12 protein-coding genes are annotated in these 13,334 nt (G+C 71.4%); 9 read left to right on the top strand and 3 right to left on the bottom strand.

Annotated features, from left to right (window positions below; genetic code table 11):
• Positions 1-19: 19 nt before the first annotated feature.
• On the top strand, positions 20-1,528 hold the full coding sequence (eccD, locus tag ABZ861_RS30165) for a type VII secretion integral membrane protein EccD (RefSeq protein ID WP_361636804.1): 1,509 nt from the start codon (positions 20-22) through the stop codon (positions 1,526-1,528).
• A 247-nt stretch (positions 1,529-1,775) separates the two neighbouring features.
• Here eccD and ABZ861_RS30170 read toward each other — a convergent pair whose 3' ends face one another.
• Positions 1,776-2,093, bottom strand: coding sequence for a DUF397 domain-containing protein (locus ABZ861_RS30170; RefSeq protein ID WP_361636769.1), 318 nt, complete (start codon positions 2,091-2,093; stop codon positions 1,776-1,778).
• A 324-nt stretch (positions 2,094-2,417) separates the two neighbouring features.
• Here ABZ861_RS30170 and rpsO point away from each other — a divergent pair, with 324 nt between their 5' ends.
• The 5 genes from rpsO to ABZ861_RS30195 all read left to right on the top strand — a co-directional run bounded on the left by rpsO (position 2,418) and on the right by ABZ861_RS30195 (position 7,923).
• On the top strand, positions 2,418-2,705 hold the full coding sequence (rpsO, locus tag ABZ861_RS30175; RefSeq protein WP_361636772.1) for a 30S ribosomal protein S15: 288 nt from the start codon (positions 2,418-2,420) through the stop codon (positions 2,703-2,705).
• A gap of 304 nt (positions 2,706-3,009) precedes the next feature.
• Entirely contained in the window at positions 3,010-5,244 is a 2,235-nt protein-coding gene (locus tag ABZ861_RS30180) for a polyribonucleotide nucleotidyltransferase (protein WP_361636775.1), read from the top strand.
• On the top strand, positions 5,241-6,620 hold the full coding sequence (locus ABZ861_RS30185; RefSeq protein WP_361636778.1) for a pitrilysin family protein: 1,380 nt from the start codon (positions 5,241-5,243) through the stop codon (positions 6,618-6,620). Before ABZ861_RS30180 ends, ABZ861_RS30185 begins: the two co-directional genes overlap by 4 nt.
• A gap of 62 nt (positions 6,621-6,682) precedes the next feature.
• Complete coding sequence (gene dapB / locus ABZ861_RS30190) at positions 6,683-7,435, top strand: 4-hydroxy-tetrahydrodipicolinate reductase (protein WP_361636780.1); 753 nt, start codon at positions 6,683-6,685, stop codon at positions 7,433-7,435.
• Between the two features lie 32 nt (positions 7,436-7,467).
• Positions 7,468-7,923, top strand: a complete 456-nt coding sequence (locus ABZ861_RS30195; RefSeq protein WP_361636783.1) for a hypothetical protein — start codon at positions 7,468-7,470, stop codon at positions 7,921-7,923.
• 269 nt (positions 7,924-8,192) lie between these two features.
• Here the strand turns inward: ABZ861_RS30195 and ABZ861_RS30200 are convergent, their stop codons facing one another.
• Positions 8,193-8,747, bottom strand: a complete 555-nt coding sequence (locus ABZ861_RS30200; RefSeq protein ID WP_361636786.1) for a hypothetical protein — start codon at positions 8,745-8,747, stop codon at positions 8,193-8,195.
• 112 nt (positions 8,748-8,859) lie between these two features.
• Complete coding sequence (locus ABZ861_RS30205) at positions 8,860-9,093, bottom strand: hypothetical protein (RefSeq protein WP_361636789.1); 234 nt, start codon at positions 9,091-9,093, stop codon at positions 8,860-8,862.
• A 199-nt stretch (positions 9,094-9,292) separates the two neighbouring features.
• Here ABZ861_RS30205 and thyX point away from each other — a divergent pair, with 199 nt between their 5' ends.
• The 3 genes from thyX to ABZ861_RS30220 all read left to right on the top strand — a co-directional run bounded on the left by thyX (position 9,293) and on the right by ABZ861_RS30220 (position 13,036).
• Entirely contained in the window at positions 9,293-10,033 is a 741-nt protein-coding gene (thyX, locus tag ABZ861_RS30210; protein WP_361636792.1) for an FAD-dependent thymidylate synthase, read from the top strand.
• Positions 10,034-10,257: 224 nt separating this feature from the next.
• Positions 10,258-11,157 (top strand): 4-hydroxy-tetrahydrodipicolinate synthase, encoded by a 900-nt coding sequence (dapA, locus tag ABZ861_RS30215; protein ID WP_361636795.1) that lies wholly within the window; start codon positions 10,258-10,260, stop codon positions 11,155-11,157.
• Between the two features lie 193 nt (positions 11,158-11,350).
• Positions 11,351-13,036 carry a ribonuclease J gene (locus tag ABZ861_RS30220; RefSeq protein WP_361636798.1) on the top strand — a complete coding sequence of 562 codons (1,686 nt, stop codon included), beginning with the start codon at positions 11,351-11,353 and terminating at the stop codon, positions 13,034-13,036.
• The last annotated feature ends 298 nt before the right edge of the window (positions 13,037-13,334 follow it).

Raw genomic sequence — 13,334 nt, forward strand, 5'->3', positions numbered from 1 at the left:
GGGGGAACAGCAGGTGAGCATGACGGCCTCCGCCGCGGCCGGCGCCAACTCCGGACGGGGCGCCGCAGCCCCGTCCGGCACGGGCGCAGGCTTCGGTTTCTGCCGCGTCACCATCGTCGCGCCCGACGGCCGCGTCGACGTGGCGCTGCCCGACGACGTGCCCGTCGCGGACCTGCACCCGGAGATCCTCCGGCTGGCCCGGCAGAGCCCCGAGGAGGGCGCCCCCGTCGGCTACCACCTCGTGCGCCGGGACGGCGCCGTCCTCGACAGCTCCCGCTCCTTCGCCGCGCAGCGCATCCTCGACGGCGAACTGCTCACGCTGCGCCCGTTCGCCGAGTCGCTGCCGCCCGCCGTGTTCGACGACGTCTCCGAGGCCGTCGCGTCCGCCGTCACCCGCGACCGCGCCCTGTGGAGCGGTGACTTGACGCGGGTGGCCGGGCTCGTCGCAGGCGGCGTCCTGCCCGCGCTGATCGCGTTCGTGGTGTGGAGTTCGCAGGTGCGCCACGACATGCACGGCCTCCAGGGCGTGCTGGGCGCGGTCGCCGGAGTGTTCCTGACCGTCTTCGCGTGCGTGCGCGCCCGGGTCTACGAGGACCGGGGCGCCGCGGTCGCCCTGGGCCTGGGCGCGCTGCCGAACATCGCCGTGGGCGGCTCGGGACTGGCGCCGCTCGCCGGCGGACAGGGCGTGGGACGGCTCCAGTTCCTCCTCGCCTGTGCGGCCGTGCTGGTGGTCTCCTTCGCGCTCGCCCTCGTCTCACCCGGCGGCGACGGGCCGTTCGTCGCCTGCGTCGTCGCCTCCGGCGCCGGTCTGATCACCACGTTCGCCGGGATGCTCACCGATCTCAGGCCGGTCGAGACGGCAGCCCTGTGCGCCCCGCTCTCCGTGGGCGCGCTGGCCTTCCTGCCCGGACTCTCGCTGCGGTTCGCGCGGCTGCCCATCGGCTTCGAGGCGCCCCGCACCGCGCGCTCCGGCTACGCCGGGAACGAGGGCGCCGCGCACGAGCCGGTCGACGCCGAGAGCGTCGCGCTGCGCGCGCGCCGCGGCCACGAACTGCTCGTCGGCCTCGTCGGCGGCTGCGCGCTCGTCTCGGTCGGCGCCTCGATCGTGCTCGGCTTCTCCAGCGACGTGTGGGCGCAACTGCTGGCCCTCGCGACCGGGATGGCGATGCTGATGCGCGCCGGACTGTTCCGCTACACGGCCCAGGTCGCGGCCACGCTGGCGGCCGGCCTCGCCGCGCTGGTCTTCCTCGGCGTCGGCCTCGCGCTGCACCCGCCCCTGGGTTACGTGCGCCAGGCGCTCCAGGGCGACGCCACCGCGCTCGACGTGCGCAGCGTCTGGCTCGCCGCGGCCGTCGCCGCGACGGCGGCCCTGGTCACCGCGGTCGGCCTGATCCTCCCGCGGCGCGGCGTGACCCCCTTCTGGGGTCGCTTCCTGGAGATCGCGGAGAGCTTCGTCCTGCTCTCCCTGGTGCCGCTGGCCCTAGCGGTGTTCGACGTGTACGCCACCGCCCGCGCGATGACGAGCTGACCGGCCGCGCAGCCGGACGGCCCCGGAAGCCGGCGGAGGCCGCGAGACGGCGGCCCCGGAAACCGACGGGGCCCGCGAGACGGCGGCCCCGGAAGCTGGCGGGGCCCGCAAGACGACGGCCCTGCGGCCCCGCAAGAGCGACGGCGAGGGGGCGGCGCCCAAGCGTGCCGCCCCCTCGCCCGCACCGCGCCGCCGTTCACGACGGCCCGAAGCTCACCGCGGGCCGAAGCTCACCGCAGGCCGAACCTCACCGCGCGGCGACCCCGTCGGCGGCTCCGCCGCCGTGCCCCTCGCCGTGCGGCATCGGCTCCAGGTCGAACTCCCCGTCCCGCGCGCCCATCACGAACGCCCGCCACTCCGCCTCCGTGTAGCGCAGCACCGTGTCGTGGTCCAGCGACGACCGCATGGCCACCGCGCCGTCGGGGAGGTAGGCGATCTCGACGCGCTCCTCGTGCTCCTCCGTGCCCGGCGCGCAGTGCCACTCCACGCCCGAGATGTCGAGGGCGTACAGCTCGTCGCGCTCCCGTTCTTTGCGCGCCTTGATCTCCGCTTCCGTCTCCGCCATCGCGCAGCGACCCCTTCCCGGAGTGGTACGGGCCCGGCACGGCACCCGTACGTGTGCGGCACGGACTCGGCGCCGTCCCGCCGCTCACCCTAGTGGCCCGGCGACCGCCTGAGCGCGGCTCCCCGAGGGCGGGCGAAAGCGCCCGCGGCTGCCTGGTACTCTGAGTGACGGCCGTTCGTGCACGCACCCCCGGAGCCCCCGCAGGCAACCCTGCGCGCCCTGGAGGCCGCGGGCGGCGGTCAACCCGTCACGCGAGTAACGGAAGCTCCCCAGAGACGCAGACCTGGGGCACTCGGTGGCACTCACAGACCATGAGGAGTACGCGTGTCGCTCGACGCCGTCACCAAGAAGCAGATCATCGCCGAGTTCGGCGCCAAGGAGGGTGACACCGGCTCCCCCGAGGTCCAGGTCGCTCTGCTCTCCCGTCGGATCTCCGACCTGACCGAGCACCTCAAGACCCACAAGCACGACCACCACTCCCGCCGTGGCCTGCTGATCCTGGTCGGTCAGCGCCGCCGGCTGCTCCAGTACCTCGCCAAGAAGGACATCCAGCGCTTCCGCGCGCTGGTCGACCGCCTCGGCATCCGCCGCGGTGCGGCCGGCGCCAAGTAGGACGCCGTGAAGGGAGCGGTTCCCGAGACGATCGGGGACCGCTCCCTTTGCCGTACATGCGGAAACGTGCGCGGTGTCACTCCCGCTTTGTAGTCTGGTAGCAGACGCACGACCCGCAACGGACAACGAACGAGGAGAAGCGCGCCTCGCCGCCGCCGGTCCTCGGTAGTGGCCCCCGGGCGACAGGCCCCGGGTGCTTCGATCGAAGACCGGCCCGCACCAGACGGAGCGCTTCTCCGGCACCGTCCCCCCGCCGCACGGGCGAGGAGGGACGAAAAGACGACAAGTAACGGAGAAAACGCTAGTGGAGAACGAGACCCACTACGCCGAGGCCGTCATCGACAACGGCTCCTTCGGCACCCGCACCATCCGCTTCGAGACGGGCCGCCTGGCCAAGCAGGCCGCCGGCTCCGCCGTGGCGTACCTGGACGACGACACCATGGTGATGTCGGCCACCACCGCCTCCAAGAACCCCAAGGACCAGCTCGACTTCTTCCCCCTCACGGTGGACGTCGAGGAGCGGATGTACGCCGCCGGCAAGATCCCCGGCAGCTTCTTCCGCCGTGAGGGCCGCCCCTCCGAGGACGCGATCCTCACTTGCCGCCTGATCGACCGTCCGCTGCGCCCGTCCTTCAAGAAGGGCCTGCGCAACGAGATCCAGGTCGTCTGCACGGTCATGGCCCTCAACCCGGACCACCTGTACGACGTCGTGGCGATCAACGCCGCGTCCGCGTCCACGCAGCTCGCCGGACTGCCCTTCTCCGGCCCGATCGGCGGCGTCCGCGTCGCGCTGATCAACGGCCAGTGGATCGCCTTCCCGACGCACACCGAGCTGGAGGACGCCGTCTTCGACATGGTCGTCGCCGGCCGCGTCCTGGAGGACGGCGACGTCGCGATCATGATGGTCGAGGCTGAGGCCACCGACAAGACCGTCCAGCTCGTCGACGGCGGCGCCGAGTCCCCCACGGAGGAGGTCGTCGCCGCCGGCCTGGAGGCCGCCAAGCCCTTCATCAAGGTGCTGTGCAAGGCGCAGTCCGACCTCGCCGGCAAGGCCGCCAAGCCGACCGGCGAGTTCCCCGTCTTCCTCGACTTCCAGGACGACGTCCTGGAGGCGCTGACCGCCGCCGTCAAGCCCGAGCTGGCGCAGGCGCTCACCATCGCCGGGAAGCAGGAGCGCGAGGCCGAGCTGGACCGCGTCAAGGGCCTGGCCGCCGAGAAGCTGCTGCCCCAGTTCGAGGGCCGCGAGAAGGAGATCTCCGCCGCGTACCGCGCGCTGACCAAGCAGTTGGTCCGCGAGCGCGTCATCAAGGAGAAGAAGCGCATCGACGGCCGCGGCGTCACCGACATCCGCACCCTGGCCGCCGAGGTCGAGGCCATCCCGCGGGTGCACGGCTCGGCGCTGTTCGAGCGCGGCGAGACCCAGATCCTGGGCGTCACCACGCTCAACATGCTGCGCATGGAGCAGCAGTTGGACACCCTCTCCCCGGTGACCCGCAAGCGCTACATGCACAACTACAACTTCCCGCCGTACTCCACCGGCGAGACGGGCCGCGTCGGCTCCCCCAAGCGCCGCGAGATCGGTCACGGCGCGCTCGCCGAGCGGGCGCTGGTGCCGGTGCTCCCCACGCGCGAGGAGTTCCCGTACGCGATCCGCCAGGTCTCCGAGGCCCTCAGCTCCAACGGCTCCACCTCGATGGGCTCGGTCTGCGCCTCCACCATGTCGCTGCTGAACGCCGGTGTGCCGCTGAAGGCCCCCGTCGCCGGCATCGCCATGGGCCTGATCTCCCAGGAGATCGACGGCGAGACGCACTACGTCACCCTCACCGACATCCTCGGCGCCGAAGACGCCTTCGGCGACATGGACTTCAAGGTCGCCGGCACCAAGGACTTCGTCACCGCCCTCCAGCTCGACACCAAGCTGGACGGCATCCCGGCCTCCGTCCTGGCCGCCGCCCTCAAGCAGGCCCGTGACGCCCGCCTCCACATCCTCGACGTGATGATGGAAGCGATCGACACGCCGGACGAGATGTCCCCCAACGCGCCGCGGATCATCACCGTGAAGATCCCGGTCGACAAGATCGGCGAGGTCATCGGCCCCAAGGGCAAGATGATCAACCAGATCCAGGAGGACACGGGCGCCGAGATCACCATCGAGGACGACGGCACGATCTACATCGGCGCCGCCGACGGCCCGGCCGCCGAGGCCGCGCGCGCCACGATCAACGGCATCGCCAACCCGACGATGCCCGAGGTCGGCGAGCGCTACCTGGGCACGGTCGTGAAGACGACCACCTTCGGCGCGTTCGTCTCCCTGCTGCCCGGCAAGGACGGCCTGCTGCACATCTCGCAGATCCGCAAGCTGGCCGGCGGCAAGCGCGTGGAGAACGTCGAGGACGTGCTCGGCGTGGGCCACAAGGTCCAGGTCGAGATCGCCGAGATCGACTCCCGCGGCAAGCTCTCCCTGATCCCCGTGATCGAGGGCGAGTCCGACGGCTCCGCCGCAGACGCCGACGAGCAGAAGGACGACGCCGCCAAGTGACGTCCCGTGGCTTCCAGGCGACGGCCCGCACCTCCTCGGAGGCGCGGGCCGTCGCCCGTACCCAAACCCTCATCAAGGGCGAGAACGGCATCGGCACGGTCCGCAAGACCACGCTCCCCAGCGGTCTGCGCATCGTCACCGAGACGCTGCCCTCCGTGCGCTCGGCCACCTTCGGCATCTGGGCGCACGTCGGCTCCCGCGACGAGACCCCGTCGCTGGGCGGCGCCACGCACTACCTGGAGCACCTGCTCTTCAAGGGCACCTCCCGCCGCTCCGCGCTGGACATCTCCGCCGCCCTCGACGCCGTCGGCGGCGAGATGAACGCGTTCACGGCCAAGGAGTACACGTGCTACTACGCACGAGTGCTCGACGCCGACCTGCCGCTCGCCATCGACGTGGTCTGCGACATGCTCACCGGCTCGCTGATCCGCCAGGAGGACGTCGACGTCGAACGCGGCGCGATCCTCGAAGAGATCGCGATGACCGAGGACGACCCGGGCGACTGCGTGCACGACCTGTTCGCGTCCACCATGTTCGGCGACAGCGCCCTCGGCCGCCCGGTCCTCGGCACCGTGGACACGGTCAACGCCCTCACCGCCGACCGCATCCGCCGCTTCTACCGCAAGCACTACGACCCCACCCACCTCGTGGTCGCCTGCGCCGGCAACGTCGACCACGGCAAGGTCGTACGCCAGGTCCGCGCCGCCTTCGACAAGGCCGACGCCTTCCCCGCCGCCCAGGCCGCCCCCATGGCCCCCCGCGACGGCTCGCGCACCCTGCGCACCGCGGGCCGCGTGGACCTCCAGAACCGGCGCACGGAACAGGCCCACGTCGTGCTCGGCATGCCCGGCCTCGCCCGCACCGACGACCGCCGCTGGGCGCTCGGCGTGCTCAACACCGCCCTCGGCGGAGGCATGTCGTCCCGGCTGTTCCAGGAGGTCCGGGAGAAGCGCGGCCTCGCCTACAGCGTGTACTCCTACACCTCCGGCTTCGCCGACTGCGGCCTGTTCGGCGTCTACGCCGGCTGCCGTCCCAGCCAGGTGCACGACGTGCTGCGGATCTGCCGCGACGAACTCGACCACGTCGCCGAGAACGGCCTGACCGACGCCGAGATCGGCCGCGCCATCGGCCAGCTCCGCGGCTCCACCGTCCTCGGCCTGGAGGACACCGGCGCGCTGATGAACCGCATCGGCAAGAGCGAGCTGTGCTGGGGCGAGCAGATCTCCGTCGACGACATGCTGGCCCGGATGTCCGCGGTGACCCCGGACGAGGTCCGCTCCGTCGCCCGCGAGATCCTGGGACAGCGCCCCTCGCTGTCGGTCATCGGCCCGCTCAAGGACAAGCAGGCCGCGCGCCTGCACGACGCCGTCGCCTGACGGCGCCGGTCGCCCCCGGCCCCCGCGCCGGGACCCCCTTCGGTCGTAAGGAAGCACAAGAGATGAGCAAGCTGCGCGTGGCGGTCCTCGGCGCCCACGGCCGGATCGGCTCCGAGGCGGTACGGGCGGTCGAGGCCGCCGAGGACATGGAACTGGTCGCCGCCCTCGGCCGGGGCGACGCGCTCGACGCGCTCACCGAGAACGGCGCCCAGGTGGCGGTCGAGCTGACCACCCCCGACTCGGTGATGGACAACCTCGACTTCTGCGTACGGCACGGCGTGCACGCCGTCGTCGGCACCACCGGCTGGACCGACGAACGCCTCGCGCGGCTCAGGAGCCGACTCGACCAGTCCCCGCGGACCGGCGTGCTCATCGCCCCCAACTTCTCCCTCGGGGCCGTGCTCACCATGAAGTTCGCGCAGATCGCCGCGCCCTACTTCGAGTCCGTCGAGATCGTCGAGCTGCACCACCCGAACAAGGCCGACGCGCCCTCCGGCACCGCCACGCGCACCGCCCAGCTCATCGCCGAGGCCCGCCGCCAGGCCGGGTCCGCGCCCGCGCCGGACGCCACGGCCACCGCCCTGGACGGCGCCCGGGGCGCCGACGTGGACGGCGTCCCGGTGCACGCGGTCCGCCTGCGCGGCCTGCTCGCCCACCAGGAGGTCCTGCTCGGCGGCGAGGGCGAGACGCTCACCCTGCGCCACGACTCGCTGCACCACAGCAGCTTCATGCCGGGCATCCTGCTCGGCGCCCGCCGCGTGGCGACTGCTCCGGGCCTGACCGTGGGCCTGGAACACTTCCTGGACATCGACTGAGCACCCGAGCGGAACCGAAGCCCGAGCCTGTTATGCGCGCGAAGATCACTTACCTCGTCACGGCCGCCGTCCTGGTCTTCTACTTCGTCCTGGTCGGCAGCCGCGGCGTCCTGCTCATCGAGTCCGGCACGCTCGTCACGGTCGCCTTCGGCGTGGCCGTGCTGATCCTGCCGGTCATCGGCGTCTGGTTCCTGTGGAAGAACACCCAGTTCGTCCGCCGCGCCAACGCCCTGGCCGCCGAACTGGACGCCGAGGGCGGCCTGCCCGTGGACGAGCTGAAGCGGACGCCTAGCGGCCGCATCGACCGCGCGTCGGCCGACGAGGTCTTCGCCCTGCGCAAGGCCGAGACGGAGGACGCCCCCGACGACTGGCGCACCTGGTTCCGCCTCGCCGTCGCCTACCACGACGCCCGCGACACCCCCCGCGCCCGCAAGGCGATGCAGCGGGCCATCGCCTTGCACGACGGCAGACCGGCCCCCGCGGCCTGACGCCCGACGTCGCGCACCGGAACCCCCTGTGGGCGGTGGAGGGCCGCCCCTACCGCCCACAGGCGTACGTCGCTCCCCGGGCCGCGCGGCACCCCGCGCCCACCGGACGCCGGACGGCGCGCCCCGCCGACGGCCGGTGTCTCCAGCCACGGGGGTCGCTCAGAAGGTCGCCCACCGGCTCAGCCCCCCATGGATGCCAGGCCCCGCCGATTCACCGCGCCGTCCGAGGCGTGGAGGCAAGGCGTCGCCCCGAAGCGCCGAGGGGAGGCTCAGCGGCCCCGGTGCTCCTCCGCCCACGCCTCCACCGAGTCCGCCGCCCGGTCGAACGCGGCGAAGCGGCCCAGGAAGTCGGCGTCGTGCGTGGTCAGCAGCGGGGGAGCGGACTGCGGGGACTGGCCGCGGCGGTTCAGCACCAGCGCCTGCCCCTGCACCGTGCGCGGCAGCCCGAGCCAGCGCACCGGCTGCTGCACGGTCCGCACCCAGGACACGTCGGCCCACCCAGTGGTGCGGGTGACCAGGAAGCGGACGTGGCGCAGGCCGCGCGCGCCCACCCACACGCCCATGCGCAGCAGCCGCAGCGCGCAGCCGATGACGATCAGCCCGACCGCGAAGCAGACCGTCGCCGCGGACGCGCCGCCGGTCAGCGCGGTCACGACCGCGGAGAGCAGCACGAACGAGGCCAGCAGGAGCACGAGCGCGGCGATGCCCACCCGCCACGGGCCGGGCCGGTAGGGACGCCGCCAGCGCTCGCGGTCGTCGGACGGCAGCGCGACGTCGTCGGCCGCGTCGACGGCGTGGTCGGCCGTCAGGAAGGGCAGGGGCACGACTGGTCCTCACTCGCTCCGGGCACGGACTGTGCCGGTGAGGCTATCCGCCTGTGTCCCCGCTCACCACCCACGGGGGCCATGGGGGTGGGCGCGCGCGGCCGCGCGGGCGTCAGCGCCCGTGCGCGGCCTGCTGCGTCTGCGTCGGGGCGTCGCCGCTGGACAGGGCGGGCCTGCCCAGGATCAGGGCGCCCACGAGCCCGGCGACGAGCGTCAGGCCCAGCAGGCAGTGTCCCGCTATCTGGCCGAGGGAGGAGCGGTGGCGGGGCGGGGGTGCGACATTGCTGCGGAACCCGTCCGCCTCGGCGACGAAGGCGAACGGTACGGGCTCGCGCCGACGGAACATCGGGGTACGGCTCCCTTCCGGGGTCGAACGGCGGTGGGTCATCCATACAGACGCACGACTGTCCCGAAAGGTGCCCGCTTCCCCCCAATTCACAGATCTTCACCGAACTTGTCGCGACCCGGCACCGAAGATCCCGATGTCAGAGGCGGCCCGTAGAGTGGGCGCCGCCCAGGAACATGATGGAAGGAACCTCCGAGCCGTGACCGACACCCCCGCCGGCGCACCGAAGCCCAGCTTCCGCAGCGATGTCACCGTCGAGCTGGTCAAGCACACCGCGTCGGACGCCGACGTGCTGTTCGCGGCCCGCGTGTCGACCCTCGGCGAGCAGTCCCTGGGCGAGCTGGACAAGGACCCGGAGCGCTCCAAGGGCCTGATCAACTACCTGATGCGAGACCGGCACGGCAGCCCCTTCGAGCACAACTCGATGACCTTCCTCATCAGCGCCCCGATCTTCGTCTTCCGCGAATTCATGCGCCACCGAGTCGGATGGTCTTATAACGAGGAATCCGGCCGTTACCGTGAGCTTCAGCCGGTCTTCTACGTGCCCGACGCCTCCCGGAAGCTGGTTCAGGAGGGCCGTCCGGGCAAGTACCGGTTCGTCGAGGGGTCGCAGGCTCAGCAGGAGCTGGTCGGCCGGGTGATGGACGACTCCTACCGGCAGGCGTACGAGGCGTACCAGGAGATGCTGGCCGCCGGCGTCGCCCGCGAGGTCGCCCGCGCGGTGCTGCCCGTGGGCCTGTTCTCATCGATGTACGCCACCTGCAACGCGCGCTCGCTGATGCACTTCATCGGCCTGCGCACCCAGCACGAGCTGGCCAGGACGCCCTCGTTCCCGCAGCGGGAGATCGAGATGGTGGGCGAGCTGATGGAGGCCGAGTGGGCGAAGCTCATGCCCCTCACGCACGCCGCCTTCAACGCCAACGGGCGGGTCGCGCCGTAGTCCGCGCCACCCGTTCGCACCTCGCGTCGGTGCGGGCGCTGATGTACGGGTCAGCCGGGTGAGCTGTCCGTATTGCGGCATTTATAGAAGTTCATCTAGCCTGATCAAACGGACCCGGCACTGCTTGAACCCCCGAGCAGGCAGTGCCGGGCTCCCTTGTCTCCACGACCTGTCGGCCGCCCCGAGGGCAGACCCCGACCTGAGCAACGAGTAGCGTGTTCCCCATGGCTCCGACCTCCACTCCGCAGACCCCCTTCGGGCGGGTCCTCACCGCCATGGTCACGCCGTTCACGGCGGACGGCGCACTCGACCTCGACGGCGCGCAGCGGCTCGCCGCCCACCTGGTGGACGCAGGCAACGACGGCCTGATCGTCAACGGCACCACCGGCGAGTCGCCCACCACCAGCGACGCGGAGAAAAAGGACCTGGTACGAGCCGTCACGCAGGCGGTCGGCGACCGCGCCCACGTGGTGGCCGGGGTCGGCACCAACGACACCCGTCACAGCGTCGAACTCGCCCGCGCCGCCGAGCAGGCCGGCGCGTCCGGCCTGCTGACCGTCACGCCGTACTACAACAAGCCCCCCCAGGAGGGCCTGTACCGGCACTTCACCGCCATCGCCGACGCCACCGGCCTGCCGGTCATGCTCTACGACATCCCCGGCCGCAGCGGCGTCCCGATCAGCACGGAGACCCTCGTCCGCCTGGCGGAGCACCCGAGGATCGTCGCCAACAAGGACGCCAAGGGCGACCTCGGCCGCGCGAGCTGGGCCATCGCGCGCTCCGGCCTCGCCTGGTACTCGGGCGACGACATGCTGAACCTGCCGCTGCTCTCCGTGGGCGCGGTCGGCTTCGTCTCGGTCGTCGGCCACCTGGTCACCCCCGACCTGCGCGCCCTGATCGAGGCGTACGTCTCGGGCGACGTGCAGAAGGCCGCCGAGATCCATCAGAAGCTGCTCCCGGTCTACACCGGCATGTTCCGCACCCAGGGCGTGATGACGACCAAGGCCGCTCTCAGTCTGCTGGGGCTGCCCGCCGGACCGCTGCGGCCGCCGATGGTGGAGCTGACTCCCGAGGAGACCGCGCAACTCAAGATCGATCTTGCCGCCGGCGGGGTACAGCTCTGACAACGAGACTTCGCGAGGTTTCCTCGCATCGCCCGGCTCCCCCCGGCCACCGCCGGAAACCGGGCTCCACAACTGAACACACAACCGAATACACGGGCCACCGGTGCCCGCATCCAACGACAACTGCTTTGCACGAACGTCATGCGCGCCACGTGCCCACCGGTACGTGGCGTGCGTGGTTGAGGAGAGTCTTTTGAGTCATCCGCATCCTGAACTCGCCCCGCCCCCGCCGCTCCCGAAGGGCGGCCTGCGGGTCACCCCGCTCGGCGGCCTCGGCGAGATCGGCCGCAACATGACGGTCTTCGAATACGGCGGCCGTCTCCTGATCGTCGACTGCGGAGTGCTCTTCCCCGAGGAGGAGCAGCCCGGAGTCGACCTGATCCTGCCGGACTTCTCGTCCATCCGGGACCGCCTCGACGACATCGAGGGCATCGTCCTCACCCACGGCCACGAGGACCACATCGGCGGCGTCCCCTTCCTCCTGCGGGAGAAGCCGGACATCCCCCTGATCGGCTCCAAGCTGACCCTGGCCCTCATCGAGGCCAAGCTCCAGGAGCACCGCATCCGCCCCTACACCCTTCAGGTGGCCGAGGGGCAGCGGGAGCGCGTCGGCCCCTTCGACTGCGAGTTCATCGCGGTGAACCACTCCATCCCGGACGCCCTCGCGGTCGCCATCCGCACCCCCGCGGGCATGGTGGTCCACACGGGCGACTTCAAGATGGACCAGTTGCCGCTGGACAACCGCCTCACCGACCTGCACGCGTTCGCACGGCTGAGCGAGGAGGGCATCGACCTCCTGCTCACCGACTCCACGAACGCCGAGGTCCCCGGCTTCACGGCGCCGGAGCGGGACATCGCCGGCGTGCTGCGTCAGGTCTTCACCCGCGCCAACAAGCGGGTCATCGTGGCGAGCTTCGCCAGCCACGTCCACCGCATCCAGCAGATCCTGGACGCGGCGCACGAGCACGGGCGCCGGGTCGCCTTCGTCGGCCGCTCCATGGTCCGCAACATGGGCATCGCCCGCGACCTCGGCTACCTGAAGGTGCCGCCGGGCCTGGTGGTGGACGTCAAGACGCTGGACGACCTGCCCGACCACGAGGTGGTCCTGGTCTGCACCGGTTCCCAGGGCGAGCCGATGGCGGCCCTGTCGCGGATGGCCAACCGCGACCACCAGATCCGGATCGTCGAGGGCGACACCGTGATCCTGGCGTCGTCGCTGATCCCGGGCAACGAGAACGCGGTCTACCGGGTCATCAACGGCCTCACCCGCTGGGGCGCCAACGTCGTCCACAAGGGCAACGCCAAGGTCCACGTGTCGGGCCACGCGTCGGCCGGCGAGCTGCTGTACTTCTACAACATCTGCCGCCCGAAGAACCTGATGCCGGTGCACGGCGAATGGCGCCACCTACGGGCCAACGCCGAACTGGGCGCCCTCACCGGCGTCCCGCACGACCGGATCGTCATCGCCGAGGACGGCGTCACCGTCGACCTGGTCGAGGGCAAGGCCAAGATCTCCGGCAAGGTGCAGGCCGGTTACGTGTACGTCGACGGCCTCTCCGTCGGCGACGTCGGCGAACCGGCCTTGAAGGACCGCAAGATCCTCGGCGACGAGGGCATCATCTCGGTCTTCGTGGTCGTGGACTCCACCACCGGCAAGATCACCGGGGGCCCGCACATCCAGGCCCGCGGCTCCGGCATCGAGGACTCCGCGTTCGACGCGGTGATCCCGAGGGTCTCGGACATCCTGGAGAAGTCGGCCCGCGAGGGCATCGCCGACTCCCACCAGCTCCAGCAGCTCATCCGCCGCACGCTGGGCAAGTGGGTCTCCGACACCTACCGCCGCAGGCCGATGATCCTCCCGGTCGTCGTGGAGGTCTGACACGCCAACCGGCAGCGGGGCGCCTCGATTTGCATCGGGGCGCCCCGCTCCAGTAGGTTTACGGCTCCGCCCAGGCGGGAACCAGGATGCTTCACGCACTCCGCAGACGGTTCCCGGCGGGGGGCGGGAAATCCGACTCAGAACTTCTGATAAAGTCGGAACCGCCGGAAGGGAAAACGCGAAAGCGAAAGCCCGGAAAGCATCGAGGAAATCGGATCGGAAACGGTCTGATAGAGTCGGAGACACCGAAGGGAAGCGCCCGGAGGAAAGCCCGAGAGGGTGAGTACGAAGGAAGCGT

Source organism: Streptomyces sp. NPDC046985 (genome assembly GCF_040644415.1).
In the GTDB taxonomy this organism is placed as follows: Bacteria; Actinomycetota; Actinomycetes; order Streptomycetales; family Streptomycetaceae; genus Streptomyces.